The 15002-nt window shown below is 37.4% G+C and carries 12 protein-coding genes; 9 read left to right on the forward strand and 3 right to left on the reverse strand.

Going from position 1 to position 15002, the window contains the following annotated elements; genetic code table 11:
* Positions 1 to 30: 30 nt before the first annotated feature.
* Together ACLI50_RS20205 and ileS are read right to left on the reverse strand one after the other, a co-directional pair.
* On the reverse strand, positions 31 to 411 hold the full coding sequence (locus tag ACLI50_RS20205) for a TraR/DksA family transcriptional regulator (protein WP_002983772.1): 381 nt from the start codon (positions 409 to 411) through the stop codon (positions 31 to 33).
* A 58-nt stretch (positions 412 to 469) separates the two neighbouring features.
* Positions 470 to 3865, reverse strand: coding sequence for an isoleucine--tRNA ligase (ileS, locus tag ACLI50_RS20210; protein ID WP_411414507.1), 3396 nt, complete (start codon positions 3863 to 3865; stop codon positions 470 to 472).
* 395 nt (positions 3866 to 4260) lie between these two features.
* Here ileS and ACLI50_RS20215 point away from each other — a divergent pair, with 395 nt between their 5' ends.
* The 4 genes from ACLI50_RS20215 (at position 4261) to ACLI50_RS20230 (ending at position 8671) form a co-directional block, all read left to right on the forward strand.
* Positions 4261 to 5949: a M23 family metallopeptidase gene (locus ACLI50_RS20215; protein ID WP_411414508.1), complete on the forward strand. Its 1689-nt coding sequence runs from the start codon at positions 4261 to 4263 to the stop codon at positions 5947 to 5949.
* A gap of 76 nt (positions 5950 to 6025) precedes the next feature.
* Positions 6026 to 7318 (forward strand): flexirubin biosynthesis putative acyl-CoA ligase FlxY, encoded by a 1293-nt coding sequence (flxY, locus tag ACLI50_RS20220; RefSeq protein ID WP_137904767.1) that lies wholly within the window; start codon positions 6026 to 6028, stop codon positions 7316 to 7318.
* Between the two features lie 160 nt (positions 7319 to 7478).
* On the forward strand, positions 7479 to 7964 hold the full coding sequence (locus tag ACLI50_RS20225) for a hypothetical protein (protein WP_411414509.1): 486 nt from the start codon (positions 7479 to 7481) through the stop codon (positions 7962 to 7964).
* A gap of 212 nt (positions 7965 to 8176) precedes the next feature.
* On the forward strand, positions 8177 to 8671 hold the full coding sequence (locus tag ACLI50_RS20230) for a hypothetical protein (RefSeq protein ID WP_411414510.1): 495 nt from the start codon (positions 8177 to 8179) through the stop codon (positions 8669 to 8671).
* Positions 8672 to 8706: 35 nt separating this feature from the next.
* Here ACLI50_RS20230 and ACLI50_RS20235 read toward each other — a convergent pair whose 3' ends face one another.
* Complete coding sequence (locus tag ACLI50_RS20235) at positions 8707 to 9963, reverse strand: NAD(P)/FAD-dependent oxidoreductase (protein WP_411414511.1); 1257 nt, start codon at positions 9961 to 9963, stop codon at positions 8707 to 8709.
* Positions 9964 to 10061: 98 nt separating this feature from the next.
* Here ACLI50_RS20235 and flxA point away from each other — a divergent pair, with 98 nt between their 5' ends.
* The 5 genes from flxA (at position 10062) to ACLI50_RS20260 (ending at position 14985) form a co-directional block, all read left to right on the forward strand.
* Positions 10062 to 11582, forward strand: coding sequence for a flexirubin biosynthesis tyrosine ammonia-lyase FlxA (gene flxA / locus ACLI50_RS20240; protein ID WP_202839901.1), 1521 nt, complete (start codon positions 10062 to 10064; stop codon positions 11580 to 11582).
* A gap of 81 nt (positions 11583 to 11663) precedes the next feature.
* Positions 11664 to 12395, forward strand: a complete 732-nt coding sequence (gene flxB / locus ACLI50_RS20245) for a flexirubin biosynthesis SDR family reductase FlxB (RefSeq protein ID WP_202839899.1) — start codon at positions 11664 to 11666, stop codon at positions 12393 to 12395.
* Positions 12396 to 12501: 106 nt separating this feature from the next.
* On the forward strand, positions 12502 to 13722 hold the full coding sequence (locus ACLI50_RS20250) for a beta-ketoacyl-[acyl-carrier-protein] synthase family protein (RefSeq protein ID WP_202839897.1): 1221 nt from the start codon (positions 12502 to 12504) through the stop codon (positions 13720 to 13722).
* A 4-nt stretch (positions 13723 to 13726) separates the two neighbouring features.
* The gene (locus ACLI50_RS20255) at positions 13727 to 13981 is read left to right on the forward strand and encodes an acyl carrier protein (protein WP_202839895.1); all 255 of its coding nucleotides are present in this window, start codon (positions 13727 to 13729) and stop codon (positions 13979 to 13981) included.
* A gap of 119 nt (positions 13982 to 14100) precedes the next feature.
* On the forward strand, positions 14101 to 14985 hold the full coding sequence (locus tag ACLI50_RS20260; protein ID WP_202839893.1) for a lysophospholipid acyltransferase family protein: 885 nt from the start codon (positions 14101 to 14103) through the stop codon (positions 14983 to 14985).
* The last annotated feature ends 17 nt before the right edge of the window (positions 14986 to 15002 follow it).

Genomic DNA, 15002 nt, shown 5'->3' on the forward strand with positions numbered 1-15002 from the left:
AAACCCAATGTTATTTTACAAACCTTACGGTTATTTTTGCATGTTTTTCGCTTCGATGCTCAGCGTAGCGTGAGGAACGGCTAAAAGTCTTTCCTTAGGAATCAGCTTTCCTGTTACTCTGCAAACACCATACGTTTTATTTTCGATTCTGATCAAAGCATTTTTAAGATCACGCACGAATTTTTCCTGTCTTCCTGCCAAAATAGAATTCTGTTCTTTGCTCAACGTTTCTGCTCCTTCCTCAAAAGCTTTGAAAGTAGGAGACGTATCATCAGTACCATTATTCTGGTCATTGATAAAACTTTCTCTGATAAGCTGAAGATCCTTTTCTGCTTTTTCTATTTTTTCTTTAATGATCGCTTTAAATTCCTGTAAATCAGCATCGCTGTATCTAACTCTTTCGTCTGACATATTCTTTCTCTTTTTTAATAAAATTATGAAATGGAATTTGAAATATAATAACTACATGTTAATTTTTTTCAACATTTATCTTAAAATTAACCTCATCTATTTCGATTTCGTTAAAATTTAAAAGTGAAGATACAATTTCTATTTTATTTGACAAGACTTCGGAAGAAATATATTCTTCATTTTTCTTAATCTCATTCAGGAAAGGAGAACTTTCTTCCAATGTGATTGAAATTCTGTCTGTCAGTTCAAAGTCTTTATCTTTTCGCAGGTTCTGAATTCTGTTGATGAACTCTCTTGCGATCCCTTCAGATTTTAACTCATCGGTTAACGTCAAATCTAATGCCACAGTTGTTTTTCCATCAGAAGTAACTGTCCATCCCGGGATATCTTTTGTAGAGATTTCCACATCATCAAGAGTGATCTCATATCCCTGAACGTCTATTCTTCCTTCTTTTTCAAGACCGGCAATCTGTTCTGCACTAAGATTAGCAATCTCTGCACCTACCATCTTCATATCTTTTCCTAATTTAGGACCAAGTGCTTTGAAGTTCGGTTTTATCTGTTTTACAATTAAATGGGATGCTTCTTCAGCATTAATTAACTGTAATTCTTTCACGTTCACCTCCTGCTTGATCAGATCTGCAACCGCAAGAATCTGCTCTTCTGTTTTAGCATCCAGTACAGGAACCAATACTTTTTGTAAAGGCTGACGAACTTTTACATTTTCTTTCTTTCTCAATGAGAAAACCATACTTGTAATGTTCTGTGCCAAATGAGTCTTTTCAACCAGATCCTGATCGATTAAACTTTCATCAGCCACCGGGAAGTCTGTAAGATGTACAGATTCACAATTTTCCTTACCTGTTACTTTATTTAAATCCTGATACAACTGATCCATAAAGAACGGAGCAATAGGAGCGGATAATTTTGCTACTACTTCAAGACAGGTGTATAGAGTCTGGTAAGCGGAGATTTTGTCATCAGAATAGTCTCCTTTCCAGAAACGTCTTCTGCATAATCTTACATACCAGTTACTCAGGTTATCGTTCACAAAAGTACTGATCGCTCTTGCTACTCTTGTCGGCTCATAATCTTCGTAGAATGCTTTCACCTCCTTGATCAGAAGATTAAGCTCAGAAAGGATCCATCTGTCGATTTCCGGACGGTTTTCCACTTCTTTTTCTGAATAGTTGAAGCCATCCACATTCGCATACAAAGCGAAGAATGAATAGGTATTGTAAAGGGTTCCGAAGAACTTTCTTCTTACTTCGTCGATTCCTTCAATGTCAAACTTCAGGTTTTCCCATGGGTTGGCATTGGAGATCATATACCAACGCGTAGCATCCGGTCCGTATACAGCAAGTGTTTCAAACGGATCTACTGCATTTCCTAAACGTTTTGACATCTTCTGTCCGTTCTTGTCCAGAACAAGACCGTTACTCATTACATTTTTATAAGCAACTGAATCAAATACAGCCGTTCCGATTGCGTGAAGCGTATAGAACCATCCACGCGTCTGGTCAACACCTTCTGCGATAAAATCAGCCGGGAATGCTTTATTATTGTCGATTAATTCTTTATTCTCAAAAGGATAATGCAACTGGGCATAAGGCATAGAGCCTGAATCGAACCAAACGTCGATCAGGTCGCTTTCACGCTTCATTGCTTTTCCTGAATCAGAAACCAATACCACTTTGTCAACCACGTTTTTGTGAAGATCCACAAGTTCATAGTTAGACTCTGACATATTTCCGATGATGAAACCTTTGAACGGGTTTTCAGTCATCAGCCCTGCTGCAATTGATTTCTCGATTTCGTTATAAAGTTCTTCTACAGAACCTATGATTTTTTCTTCTTTCAGATCATCTGTTCTCCAGATCGGCAATGGAATACCCCAATATCTTGAACGGGATAAGTTCCAGTCGTTTACATTTTCCAGCCAGTTGGCAAAACGTCCTTCACCCGTAGCTTTTGGCTTCCAGTTGATGTCTTTGTTTAAATTAACCAGTCTGTCTTTTACAGCAGTCATTTTCACAAACCATGAATCCAACGGGTAATACAATACCGGTTTATCTGTTCTCCAGCAGTGTGGATAGGAGTGAACATATTTCTCTACTTTGAAAGCCTTGTTCTCCGTTTTCAATAAGATGGCAAGTTCTACATCCCATGATTTCTCAGGAGCAGTTCCTTCGTCGTAATATTCGTTTTTGATATAAGTTCCGGAGAATACCTCAGGAACATTTTCTCCTTTGATGAATTTCCCTTGTAAATCTACCAATGGTACAAGATTATCATTTTCATCTTTTACCAACATCGGTGGAACCTCAGGCTGAGCCATTTTAGCAACTCTCGCATCATCGGCACCAAAAGTAGGTGCTGTGTGAACGATACCTGTACCATCCTCAGTTGTTACGAAATCTCCCAGGATTACTCTGAATGCATTCTCAGGGTTGTCATTAGGTGTAAACCACGGAACTAATTGCTCATATCTTGTATCAACAAGCTTTTCTCCTGTAAATTCTCTTAGTATTCTAAAAGGGATTACTTTCGTTTCCGGAGTATAGTTGGCAAAATCTTCATCTGTACCTTCTGCGTATTTTTTACCGAAAACTTTAGGTAAAAGAACGCTGGATAAAACTACTGTTACAGGTTCAAATGTATATTGATTGAAAGTTTTAACTAAAACATATTCAATATCTCTCCCTACGGTAAGAGCTGTATTGGATGGAAGTGTCCATGGCGTGGTCGTCCATGCAAGGATATGAACATCTCCGTCAACATCATTGAATAATGCTGAAGAGTCTTTTTTCACTTTAAACTGAGCCACAACCGTTGTGTCCGAAACATCACGATAGGTTCCGGGCTGATTCAGCTCGTGAGAAGAAAGTCCTGTTCCTGCTTTTGGAGAGTAAGGCTGGATGGTGTAGCCTTTGTACAACAAATCTTTGCTATACAACTGCTTCAACAACCACCAAACGGTTTCCATATATTTTGACTTGTACGTGATGTACGGATCATCAAGGTCTACCCAATATCCGATTTTCTCCGTAAGGTTATTCCATACATCGGTATAACGCATTACTGCTTCACGACATGCTTTGTTATAGTCTTCAATAGAGATTTTTTTGCCAATATCTTCTTTCGTGATTCCTAACTCTTTTTCTACACCCAGTTCTACAGGAAGACCATGCGTATCCCAGCCTGCTTTACGGAAAACCTGCTTTCCGTTCTGAGTCTGGTAACGGCAGAAAATATCTTTCAATGCTCTTGCCATTACGTGGTGAATTCCAGGCATACCGTTTGCTGAAGGCGGACCTTCGTAAAAAACAAACTCAGGATTTCCCTGACGGATCTCAACACTCTTATTGAAGGTTTTATTTTGTTTCCAAAATTCCGCTACATTCTCTGCTACGTCAATAAGGTTGAGGTTTTTGTATTCTTTAAATTGGCTCATTGTAAATATCTCAATATCGTTGATTAATTAAGTCTGCAAATTTACTAAAATTTGTCGGTTTATAATATATGTTTTATTTAGGTAATTTCTATTAAAAAGTTCAATTTCAGAAATATAAATGGAGAAAGTGAGAAAAAGTGAATGGTGAATGGTCAATAAGTGAATTTTTCGGGTTGTATTTGATGTGAAATTTAATGCAATTTATTCAATAGGAGCGGACAATTATCCTGAGCATAGTCGAAGGAACCCCCCTTAAATAATAAAAACAAATCCACCGGCTCTAGCCAACACCTACAACATAATCATCTGTGAAAATCTGTGAAATCTGCGGTCAAAAAAATAAGCATAACTTAAAAATTCGTATATTTAATTAGACGTATAAACCCAAATGCTGTATGAAAATCTTTTATTACCTGATGCTTTTGGTTTGTTTTATCAACACAGGCATTGTACAAGCTCAAAATAATTATCCACAAAATTATTTCAGAAACCCACTAAATATTCCCATGCAGCTTGCTGCCAATTTTGGTGCTGTGCGGACCAATCACTTTCACATGGGATTGGATCTGAGAACCAACAGCCAGGAAAATCTTCCGGTTCTTGCAGCCGCAGAAGGTTATGTGAGCAGAATAAAAGTAGAGCGGTACGGATTTGGAAATGCAGTGTACATCACTCATCCCAACGGCTATACCACGGTATATGCCCACCTGAATAAATACTTCAGTAAACTGGATGAATACGTAAAGGAAAAACAATATAAAGACGAAAAGTGGGAACAGGATATTACTTTTCAGCCCGGACAGTTTCCCGTGGAGAAAGGACAACAGATTGCTTTGAGTGGAAATACCGGAGGTTCGGCGGGTCCGCATCTGCACTTTGAAATAAGAGATACCAAAACAGAGGAATGCTTAAATCCGTTACTTTTTGGCTTTGCCATTCCTGATAATATTGCCCCAATTATTAGCGGATTGTATTGGTATGACAGACGTTTCAGTACTTATGAACCCGGTGCAAATAGTATTGCCGTAAAAAAAGCTGGAAATGCTTATACGGCTAATCTTGTTCAGGTGAGTTCTCCGGAGATAAGTTTTGCCATTAAAGCTGTAGATAAAGCCAATAAAGGATTTAATCTTGGTATTTATCAGACAGAATTCTTGATGGACGGTAAGCTGATTTATAGTTTTAAAATTGATAAAATTCATTATGATGATACCCAGTATATCAACGGCTGTATAGACTATACCAAATTCATCAGGGATAAAATGGGAATTCAGCACCTGTCCGATTTACCAGGAATGCATCTTCAGAATTATAGTCTTCCAAACTTAAGTGGGATTATCAAACTTCAGGATGAAAATGTTCATACCATTGAGATTGTTCTGAAAGACGTCAAAGGAAATACAAGCCGCTTAACAACAAAAGTTCAGTTAAGTAAAACTTCAGATAAAATATCTTCTACGGGAAAAACAATAATGGCTAATGAAGCGAAAACCATTACCACAGAAAATACAGAGATTGCTTTCAGTAAAAATGCCATGTATGATGCCATAAATTTCAATGCCTATGAAAAACCGGATACAGATCCGGATGCTGTTTCAAATACCATTGTTTTGCATAGTCCATACATTCCTGTTCAGGATGAATATACTTTGAAAATAAAACCGGATAGAAAATTAACCAATACAGAAAAAGATAAGACAGTTATTGTTCTTGATTACGGAAATGATAAAGATTTTGTAAAAGCAAAATGGAATGGTGACTGGGCAGAAGGGAAATTCAACAGATTGGGTACCGCAAAATTGTTGATTGCCAATAATCTTCCATCCGTTTCATCAGGCTGGGCAGAAGGAGCATTGGTTAATAGCAGTTCATTACTCTTAAAAGGAACAACGAAAGTGGGTGATATTATTTCATTCCGTGCCGAACTGGATGGCAAATGGTTGAGGTTTACCCGTGTAAAAGATAATTTTGTCTACACTTTTGATGAAAAATGCCCGAAAGGATCGGGTTCTCACACTTTAAAAGTAACAACCATCAATACTGCCGGGAATACCAATACACAAACTTTTACGTTTAGGAGATAATTCATCTTTTAATACTTGAATCTTTAAATCTTTTAATTTTAATTAGATAAATTTGCCTTTTAAAAAATTAAAATCATTGGAATTTCATCCGTTAATCGAGAAAGCAGGGATTCAGGAAATCAAAATATTTCAGGAAGAAAAACTTCATGAGCTTTTGGCTTATCTTGAAGCTCATTCGCCGTTTTATCAGAAACTGTTCAAAGAAAATAATATTACTATAGAGGATATTCGTACTTTGGAAGATCTTCAGAAGATTCCTACCACCACAAAGAATGATCTCCAGCAGTATAATCATGATTTTTTCTGCATAACACCGGATAAAATTGTGGATTACAGCACCACTTCCGGAACATTGGGAGATCCGGTGACTTTCGGATTGTCCGACAGTGATCTGGAAAGGCTTGCATACAATGAAGCGATATCTTTCGCATGTGCAGGAATTCAGAAAGGAGATGTTGTGCAGATGATCACCACCATAGATAAAAGATTTATGGCTGGACTTGCCTACTTTTTGGGCTTACGGAAAATGGGTGCCAGCGTAGTAAGAATGGGACCGGGAATTCCTGAACTGCAATGGGATTCTATCTTCAGATACAAACCCAGATATCTGATCACTGTTCCTTCTTTTCTGTTGAAAATGATTGATTATGCGGAAAAACATGGATTGGATTATAAAAATTCCGGTGTTTACGGTGCTGTTTGTATTGGAGAAAGTATCAAAAATCAGGATTTTACAGATAATATTCTTTCACAGAAAATCAAAGAAAAATGGGACATCAAACTCTTTTCCACCTATGCCTCTACGGAAATGAGCACTGCCTTTACAGAATGTGAATTCCAGATCGGAGGACATCACCATCCGGAACTGATTATTACAGAAATTCTGGATGACGATGGCAATCCTGTGAAAGAAGGAGAAAGCGGAGAACTTACCATTACGACTTTGGGAGTGGAAGCCATTCCTTTGTTGAGGTTTAAAACCGGAGATCTTGTAAAAGCCCATTATGAACCATGTCAGTGCGGAAGAAATACGATGAGATTAGGACCTGTTGTAGGAAGAAAGCAGCAGATGATCAAATATAAGGGAACAACATTGTATCCTCCTGCCATGAATGATATTTTGAATGATTTTAATAATATCTTATGCTACCAGATTGTGATTCAGGCCAACGAAATCGGACTTGATGAGATTATCATTAAACTGAGTACAGAAGCAGATCATGAAGGGTTTGTCAATGAAGTAAGAGACCACTTCCGTGCAAAACTGAGAGTAAGTCCTAAAATTGAAATTATCGATTTTGATATTCTTTCTAAAGCAGTTTTTAATCCAAACAGCAGAAAACCGATTAATTTTATTGATTTACGCTGATTTGCTTTTCTTTAAAATTAATTTTATTCTTTTTATTTTACACTTATTCTGGTTTAAATTACCGGGATTTTTTCTTACGATGTAAATAAAATGGTTTTTTTACAAAAATCTGTTATTTAGAGTCTTAATTAGTAATTTTATCAGAATTAAACATAAAAAAATGAAAAAGAATTTAATTCTGATGGTCGGCTTAACAGTAGGCCTTGTATTAGTATCATGTAAAAAAACAGGTACTGAACTTGAAAAAGAACTCTCGGCAGCACATGCTAAATTGAAATCTGATCATAACAAATTAGAAACAGCTCATTCGGTAATGGAAAAAGAACATGCTGCTTTTACCAGTATTCATCACCTGCAGAATGAACCTGCTACCAGTGAGCATAACAAAATTGAAGCTTTGCATAAGAATATTCTGCAGCAGCATGCAGACCTGCTTTCCAGGCATTCTGAAATTATAAAAAAGCATGATGAATTGGAGAGAAAGCATGCAACTGAAAATTTTGACATCAATCAATTGAAAGCTGATCATGATCAAATGATGAAAGAGGATGAAGAACTGATAAGGGAGCATACAAAAATGACAGAAGATCATACAAAAATGATGGCAGAAGATGCTAAGATAAAAAAAGAAGATAATTTGAAATAATTTTGTACAAAAACGGTCTGAACTTTCAGGCTGTTTTTTTACGGTTACTTATCAATAAAAGTAAATATCTTTGGACGCTTAAATAAAAACTAATTTAAAAATATGAGAAAATTATTGTTATTGCTGTTCATGGCAATTGGAGTAGTAGCCTTTGCTCAAATCAAATTAATGTTGAATCCGGAAATTTTGATTTTTTAAAAGATCAAAACGAAGTGAATGTTCAGTTGGTGTTTGATAATGCAGTCTATCAGGAGAAGAACATGACGGAAGCTCAATATCTGGAAAACAGGAAAGCGGATATTACAGCCAAAAAAAGCGAAGCTGTATGGAAAAACTGGATTTATCAGTGGGGACAGTTTAAAAATTCTGAATATTTGGACTATTTCCTTAAAGGCATAAATGGGAAATCCAAAAAAGTAGTTTTCAAAAAGGATGCAAAGACAAAATACACGCTGATTATTGATGCAAAATGGATTTATGCCGGCTGGTATGGCGGAATGATAGGTTCTCAGGAAGCAAAATTAACAGCAGATATGAAGTTTGTGGAAACTGATGATCCTTCGAAAGTAGTGATGAGATTACAAGCAGATAAAATAGGAGGCAAGCAAATGAATAAAGAATTTGCATGGGAATACGGAAGAATAGCTGCGGCCTATGAAGTTACCGGAAAAAAATTGGGAAAGGAAATCAAAGAAGTTATAAAATAAACAAAAACGGTCTGAAAAAATTCAGACCGTTTTTGTTATGCTTGATTTTGCTGCTCCTGTTTCTCCAGCTTGATCAGGTTCGCAAGGTTTTTAATTACCGTATCGTGCTTTCTCACAAAAGGATTGTCTTTATTCCAGACATAGCCTGCTAAAACAGCACAGATCTTTTTCTTTACATCCGGATTTTCTGGCTGATGGAAGAATAGCTCCTGCAGATTTCCGGTATACCATTCTTTTACATAGGTGGTGAAAACATCCACTCCGTATAAAATGTAGTCTGTGTATTCCCTTTGCCAGTCGATTTTTTCTCCGTTTAATTGTCTTAGCGCCAGTTTTGCGGCCAGCATTCCGGATTCTGTGGCAAAAGCCATTCCGGAAGAAAATACCGGATCAAGGAATTCAGAGGCATTTCCTGTTAAGGCAAATCCGTCTCCGAATAAACTTTTTACTGAACAGGAATAATCTTTCAGATGTTTAGGTTCAAAAAGGAAATCTACGTTTCCAAAACGTTTTACATAATATTCAGAAAGAGAAATCGCTTTTCTTAAAGCTTCCGTTGTATCTCCGTTTTCAGACAATTTGTCGATATATTCAGTAGGCCCTACAATTCCTAAACTTGTGTTTCCGTTGGAAAAAGGAATTACCCAAAGCCATACTTCAGTTTCAATGATGTCAAAAGAAATTAAAGTTCCTTCTTCTCCCGGTTCCCTGTTGATATCGTTTACATGAGAGAAAATCGCAGAGTGAGGGGAAAGTTTTGAAGGTTTTTCAAGATCAAGCAGGCGAGGCAGTACTCTTCCGTATCCGCTGGAATCGATAACAAACTTAGCATGGATCTCTTTTATTTCCCCATCCTTGTTTCTTACCGTAGTTATAGAATCTGTCCCGTCAAATTTGATATCTATCACTTCAGTTTCAAACTCAAGATCAATTCCTTTGTTAATGACTTCCTGAGCAAGTGTATTATCAAAATCAGCTCTTGGAACCTGCCAGGTCCAGTCCCAGCCTTCCCCGAATTTGTTGCTGAAATCAAAAATGCAGACTTCTTCACCACGAAGGAAACGAGCCCCAAGCTTTTTTTCAAAGCCCATTTTGTCTAATGCAGGGAAAAGTCCGGCCTCCTCAAAGTGGTCCATTACCCTTGGAATTAAGCTTTCTCCAACTACGAGTCTGGGGAATTTTGTCTTTTCAACTACTTTTACGCTGACGTTATTGTTCTTCAGGTATGAAGAAGACACGCATCCGGATGGTCCGGCTCCGATTACAAGAACGTCAACAAATTCTTTGCTCATCTTTGATTTTTTATTTTAATAATAACTTTTATCTTTGCCGCAAAATTAGTGACAAATAATTAATATTTTACAAAATTATCAACTATTACTTTTAATTGATGAAAATAAATAACTTTTTAGAACTGAAAGACTTTCAAAAAATTATCATTGAGAATGAAAAAATAGAACTGGATGAATCACTTTTATCAAGAGTGGATAAAAGTTTTCAGTTTTTAAAAGAGTTTTCAAAAAATAAAGTAATATATGGTGTGAACACCGGTTTTGGGCCCATGGCTCAGTTTAAAATCAGTGATGAAGACACCCACCAGCTTCAGTATAACTTGATCAGAAGCCATTCTTCAGGAATTGGAAACCCTTTGCCTGCGGAAGAAGTAAAAGCATGTATGCTGGCAAGACTGAATACCTTATCTTTAGGGAATTCAGGAGTGCACCAGTCTGTTATTTATCTTCTTCAGGAATTGATCAACAGAGATATTACCCCATTGATCTTTGAACATGGAGGCGTAGGAGCAAGCGGAGACCTTGTTCAGCTGGCTCACCTGGCTTTGGTATTGATTGGAGAAGGAGAAGTTTTTTACAATGGAGAAAGAAAATCTACCAAAGAAGTTTTTGAAACAGAAGGCTTAGAACCGATCAAAGTAGAGATCCGTGAAGGACTTGCTTTAATGAACGGAACTTCCGTAATGTCAGGAATTGGTATTGTGAATGCTTATAAAGCGAATCAGCTTACTGATATTTCCCTTAGGCTTTCCTGTGCGATCAATGAGATTGTACAGGCTTATGATGATCATTTGTCAGAAGCCTTGAATGGAACTAAGAAACACTACGGTCAACAGAAAGTGGCAGAAAGAATGCGTGCTCACCTGGCAGACAGTAAGTTGATCAGAAAAAGAGAAGAGCATCTTTATACTCATTTTGAAGAGCAGGAAAAAGTATTCAAGGAAAAAGTTCAGGAATATTATTCTTTACGATGTGTTCCTCAGATTTTAGGTCCGGTATTGGATACATTGGAATATACAGAGAAAGTTCTTGAAAATGAGATTAATTCAGCGAATGATAATCCGATTATCAATGTTGAAGACCAGCATGTTTACCATGGAGGAAACTTCCATGGAGATTATATTTCTCTGGAAATGGACAAGCTTAAAATCGTGGTGACAAAACTGACCATGCTTGCAGAAAGACAGTTAAACTACCTTCTGAATGCGAAAATCAATGAAATTTTGCCTCCTTTTGTCAATTTAGGTAAATTAGGTTTCAATTTCGGGATGCAGGGAGTACAGTTTACGGCAACTTCTACTACGGCAGAAAGCCAGATGCTGTCAAATTCTATGTATGTTCACAGTATTCCAAACAATAACGATAATCAGGATATCGTTAGTATGGGAACAAACGCTGCGGTAATTTGCAGAAAAGTCATTGAAAATGCTTTTGAAGTATTGGCGATTGAAGCGATTACCATTATTCAGGCTGTGGAATATCTTGGATTCCAGGATAAGGTTTCATCCTCTACAAAAGAACTGTATGATGATATCAGAAAAATTATTCCTGCTTTCTCAGACGATATGGTCATGTATCCGTATCTGGAGGAAGTAAAGAAATACCTGAAAGGAATGTAACTACTGGTTGCCATCAATTGTCTTTTAAAAAAGGCTTCCAGCATCAACTTAAAAAACTAAAAACGATATAAACACTAACGCATGAAATGTGCAATTGTAACAGGTGGCTCCAGAGGAATCGGGAGGGCAATCTGTATAAAACTGGCAGAAGAGAAAAACTATCACATCCTTATCAACTACGCTTCAAATGAAACGGCAGCCAAAGAAACATTGGCTAAAGTGGAAGAATTGGGTTCTACCGGAGAAATTCTTAAATTTGATGTAGGAAACACCGAAGAAACACAAGCTGTTTTAACGGAGTGGCAGGAGAAAAACCCTGATGCAGTGGTGGAAGTGATTGTCAATAATGCCGGAATCACAAGAGACGGCCTTTTTATGTGGATGCAGAAAGAAGACTGGAATAATGTGATCAATACAAGTCTTGATGGTTTCTTCAATGTGACCAATTTCTTTATTCAAAAGCTTCTTCGTAACAAATACGGAAGAATCATCAATATGGTTTCTGTATCCGGAGTAAAAGGAACAGCCGGCCAGACGAATTATTCCGCTGCGAAAGGAGCTTTGGTAGGAGCTACAAAGGCTCTTGCTCAGGAAGTTGCCAAAAGAAATGTTACGGTAAATGCCGTTGCGCCGGGTTTCATCAAAACGGATATGACCCAGGAGTTTAATGAAGATGAGCTTAAAGCAATGATTCCTGCCAACAGATTCGGAGAAGCAGAAGAAGTGGCAGATCTTGTCGCATTTTTAGCATCTAAAAAATCTTCCTACATAACAGGTGAAGTGATTAATATTAACGGAGGAATTTACTCATAAATAATCTAACAATATACCAATGTACCGGTGTACCAATGTTGATTGATATCAATGAAAAGATTGTTACATTACTAGACTGATACATTGTTAAATTCAATATAAACAAATGGAAAATAGGGTTGTAATTACCGGAATGGGAATTTATTCCTGCATCGGGACGTCTTTAGAAGAGGTCAGGGAATCCCTATATCAAGGAAAATCCGGTATTGTTTTAGATCAGGACAGAAAAGAATTTGGTTTCAGGTCTGGCCTCACAGGAGTAGTTCCGAAGCCTGATCTTAAAAATCTTTTAAACAGACGCCAGCGTATCAGTATGGGAGAAGAAAGCGAATATGCTTATCTTGCTACCCTGGATGCTTTAAAACAGGCGAATCTGGATGAAGAATTCTTAGAGGCTCATGAAGTGGGGATCTTGTACGGAAATGACAGTGTTTCCCAGGCAGTCGTAGAATCTATCGATATTGCAAGGGAAAAGAAAGATACAACATTGATGGGATCGGGAGCGATTTTCAAATCAATGAACTCAACAGTAACGATGAACCTTTCAACGATTTTTAAGCTGAAAGGGATTAATCTTACCATCAGTGCAGCATGTGCAAGCGGTTCTCATTCTTTAGGGCTGGCTTATATGATGATTAAAAATGGTTTCCAGGATATGATTATCTGCGGCGGAGCTCAGGAAACCAACAAATATTCCATGGCGAGCTTTGACGGATTGGGAGTGTTCTCAGCCAGAGAAGATGAGCCTGCAAAAGCATCAAGACCTTTCGATGCAGAAAGAGACGGATTGATTCCAAGTGGCGGAGCAGCCAGTCTGATTGTTGAAAGTTTGGAATCTGCCCAAAGAAGAGGCGCTCCGATTATTGCTGAAATTATCGGATATGGTTTTTCTTCCAACGGAGGTCATATTTCAACTCCTAATGTAGATGGGCCGGCTTTGGCAATGGACAGAGCCTTAAAACAGTCAGGATTAAAAGCTTCAGACATCGATTATATCAATGCTCACGCAACTTCTACTCCAATTGGTGATGCGAACGAAGCGAAAGCCATTTATGAGATTTTCGGCAGTGAAGTTCCGGTAAGTTCTACCAAATCTATGACCGGACACGAGTGCTGGATGGCAGGTGCAAGTGAAGTTATCTACTCCATTCTGATGATGCAGAACGATTTTGTTGCTCCCAATATCAATCTGGAAAACCCTGATAATGAAGCACAAAAGATAAATTTAGTCGCAAAAACAAAAAATCAAAAAATTGATGTATTTTTGTCGAATTCTTTTGGGTTTGGGGGAACCAATTCTGCACTAATAGTTAAAAAATTTGATTAAAAACATGGAAAGGGAAAAAATTGTTGCTATTGTTAATGATTTTCTGGTAAACGAATTCGAGGTAGACGGAGACGAAATCAGTAACGATGCCAACCTTAAAAATACACTGGGCTTAGACAGCTTAGATTATATCGACATGGTAGTCGTGATCGAATCCAATTTCGGCGTGAAATTAGGAGAAGCAGATTTCAAAAAAATGGTGACATTTGATGATTTCTATACAACGATTGAACATAAGATTGCTGAAAAAAACGTGTAGTTATTGAGTCAATCTTTATTCTATAAAATGTGCCAATGTAACAATATCACAGTGATCCGGTAACGGACACTTCAAAAAGGTATTATTACATTGGCTCTCTGTTATATTAAATTTTAGATATGAACAAGTGGAAAGGTAAATCTAAAGGAACAGTACTCGGATACAGAATATTTGTCTGGTGTATTAGAAATATCGGGATCAGAAGTTCATATGGGGTGCTGTATTTTGTAGCCGCTTATTATTCCCTGTTTCAGAAGAAAAGCAATCAATACATTCTTTATTATTTTCAGAAAAGATTGAACTATGGATACTGGAAATCCAAAGCTTCCATCTTTAAAAGCTATTTTACCTTCGGAAAAGTTCTGATTGATAAAACAGCTATTTCAGCAGGACTCAGAGAAAAATATACCTATGAATTTGACGGTATTGAAAACCTCAGAAATCTTTTAGCTGCTAAAAAAGGAGGTGTGCTCATCAGTGCCCATATCGGTAATTTTGAAATTGCAGAACACTTTTTTGCAGATATCGACTTCGACTGCCAGATCAATCTGGTAACCACAGATCAGGAAGTGACCGTGATCAAGGAATATCTGGAAAGTGTTGCGGTAAAAAAGAGTAATATTAAGTTTATTTACGTGAAGGAGGACATGTCTCATATCTTTGAGATCAATCAGGCTTTGTCTAATAATGAACTCATCTGCTTTACCGGAGACCGTTATTTTGAAGGTTCCAAATATCTGGAAACAGAACTGCTGGGTAAAAGTGCAAAATTTCCGGCCGGCCCGTTTTTGATCGCCTCAAGGTTAGGCGTTCCCGTAGTATATGTCTATGTGATGAAGGAGAATAATCTTCATTACCATCTGTACGCAAGAGTGGCACAGAATATCAAAAACCGTGATTCACAGGGACTTTTACAGTCTTATGTTCAGAATCTTGAAACCATGGTGAAAAAATACCCGCTTCAATGGTTTAATTATTTTGATTTTTGGGATGATGTTGATTAATTTTTCTATTTTTATCC

Source organism: Chryseobacterium cupriresistens (assembly GCF_046614675.1).
Lineage (GTDB): Bacteria > Bacteroidota > Bacteroidia > Flavobacteriales > Weeksellaceae > Chryseobacterium > Chryseobacterium cupriresistens.

Bases quoted from the DNA above. Each gene is read 5' to 3' on its own strand.
- ACLI50_RS20215 (WP_411414508.1), top strand. From the start codon at position 4,261: ATGAAAATCTTTTATTACCTGATGCTTTTGGTTTGTTTTATCAACACA.
- ACLI50_RS20255 (WP_202839895.1), top strand. From the start codon at position 13,727: ATGGAAAGGGAAAAAATTGTTGCTATTGTTAATGATTTTCTGGTAAAC.
- ACLI50_RS20225 (WP_411414509.1), top strand. From the start codon at position 7,479: ATGAAAAAGAATTTAATTCTGATGGTCGGCTTAACAGTAGGCCTTGTA.
- ACLI50_RS20235 (WP_411414511.1), bottom strand. From the start codon at position 9,963: ATGAGCAAAGAATTTGTTGACGTTCTTGTAATCGGAGCCGGACCATCC.
- flxB (WP_202839899.1), top strand. From the start codon at position 11,664: ATGAAATGTGCAATTGTAACAGGTGGCTCCAGAGGAATCGGGAGGGCA.
- ACLI50_RS20205 (WP_002983772.1), bottom strand. From the start codon at position 411: ATGTCAGACGAAAGAGTTAGATACAGCGATGCTGATTTACAGGAATTT.
- ACLI50_RS20260 (WP_202839893.1), top strand. From the start codon at position 14,101: ATGAACAAGTGGAAAGGTAAATCTAAAGGAACAGTACTCGGATACAGA.
- ileS (WP_411414507.1), bottom strand. From the start codon at position 3,865: ATGAGCCAATTTAAAGAATACAAAAACCTCAACCTTATTGACGTAGCA.
- flxA (WP_202839901.1), top strand. From the start codon at position 10,062: ATGAAAATAAATAACTTTTTAGAACTGAAAGACTTTCAAAAAATTATC.
- ACLI50_RS20250 (WP_202839897.1), top strand. From the start codon at position 12,502: ATGGAAAATAGGGTTGTAATTACCGGAATGGGAATTTATTCCTGCATC.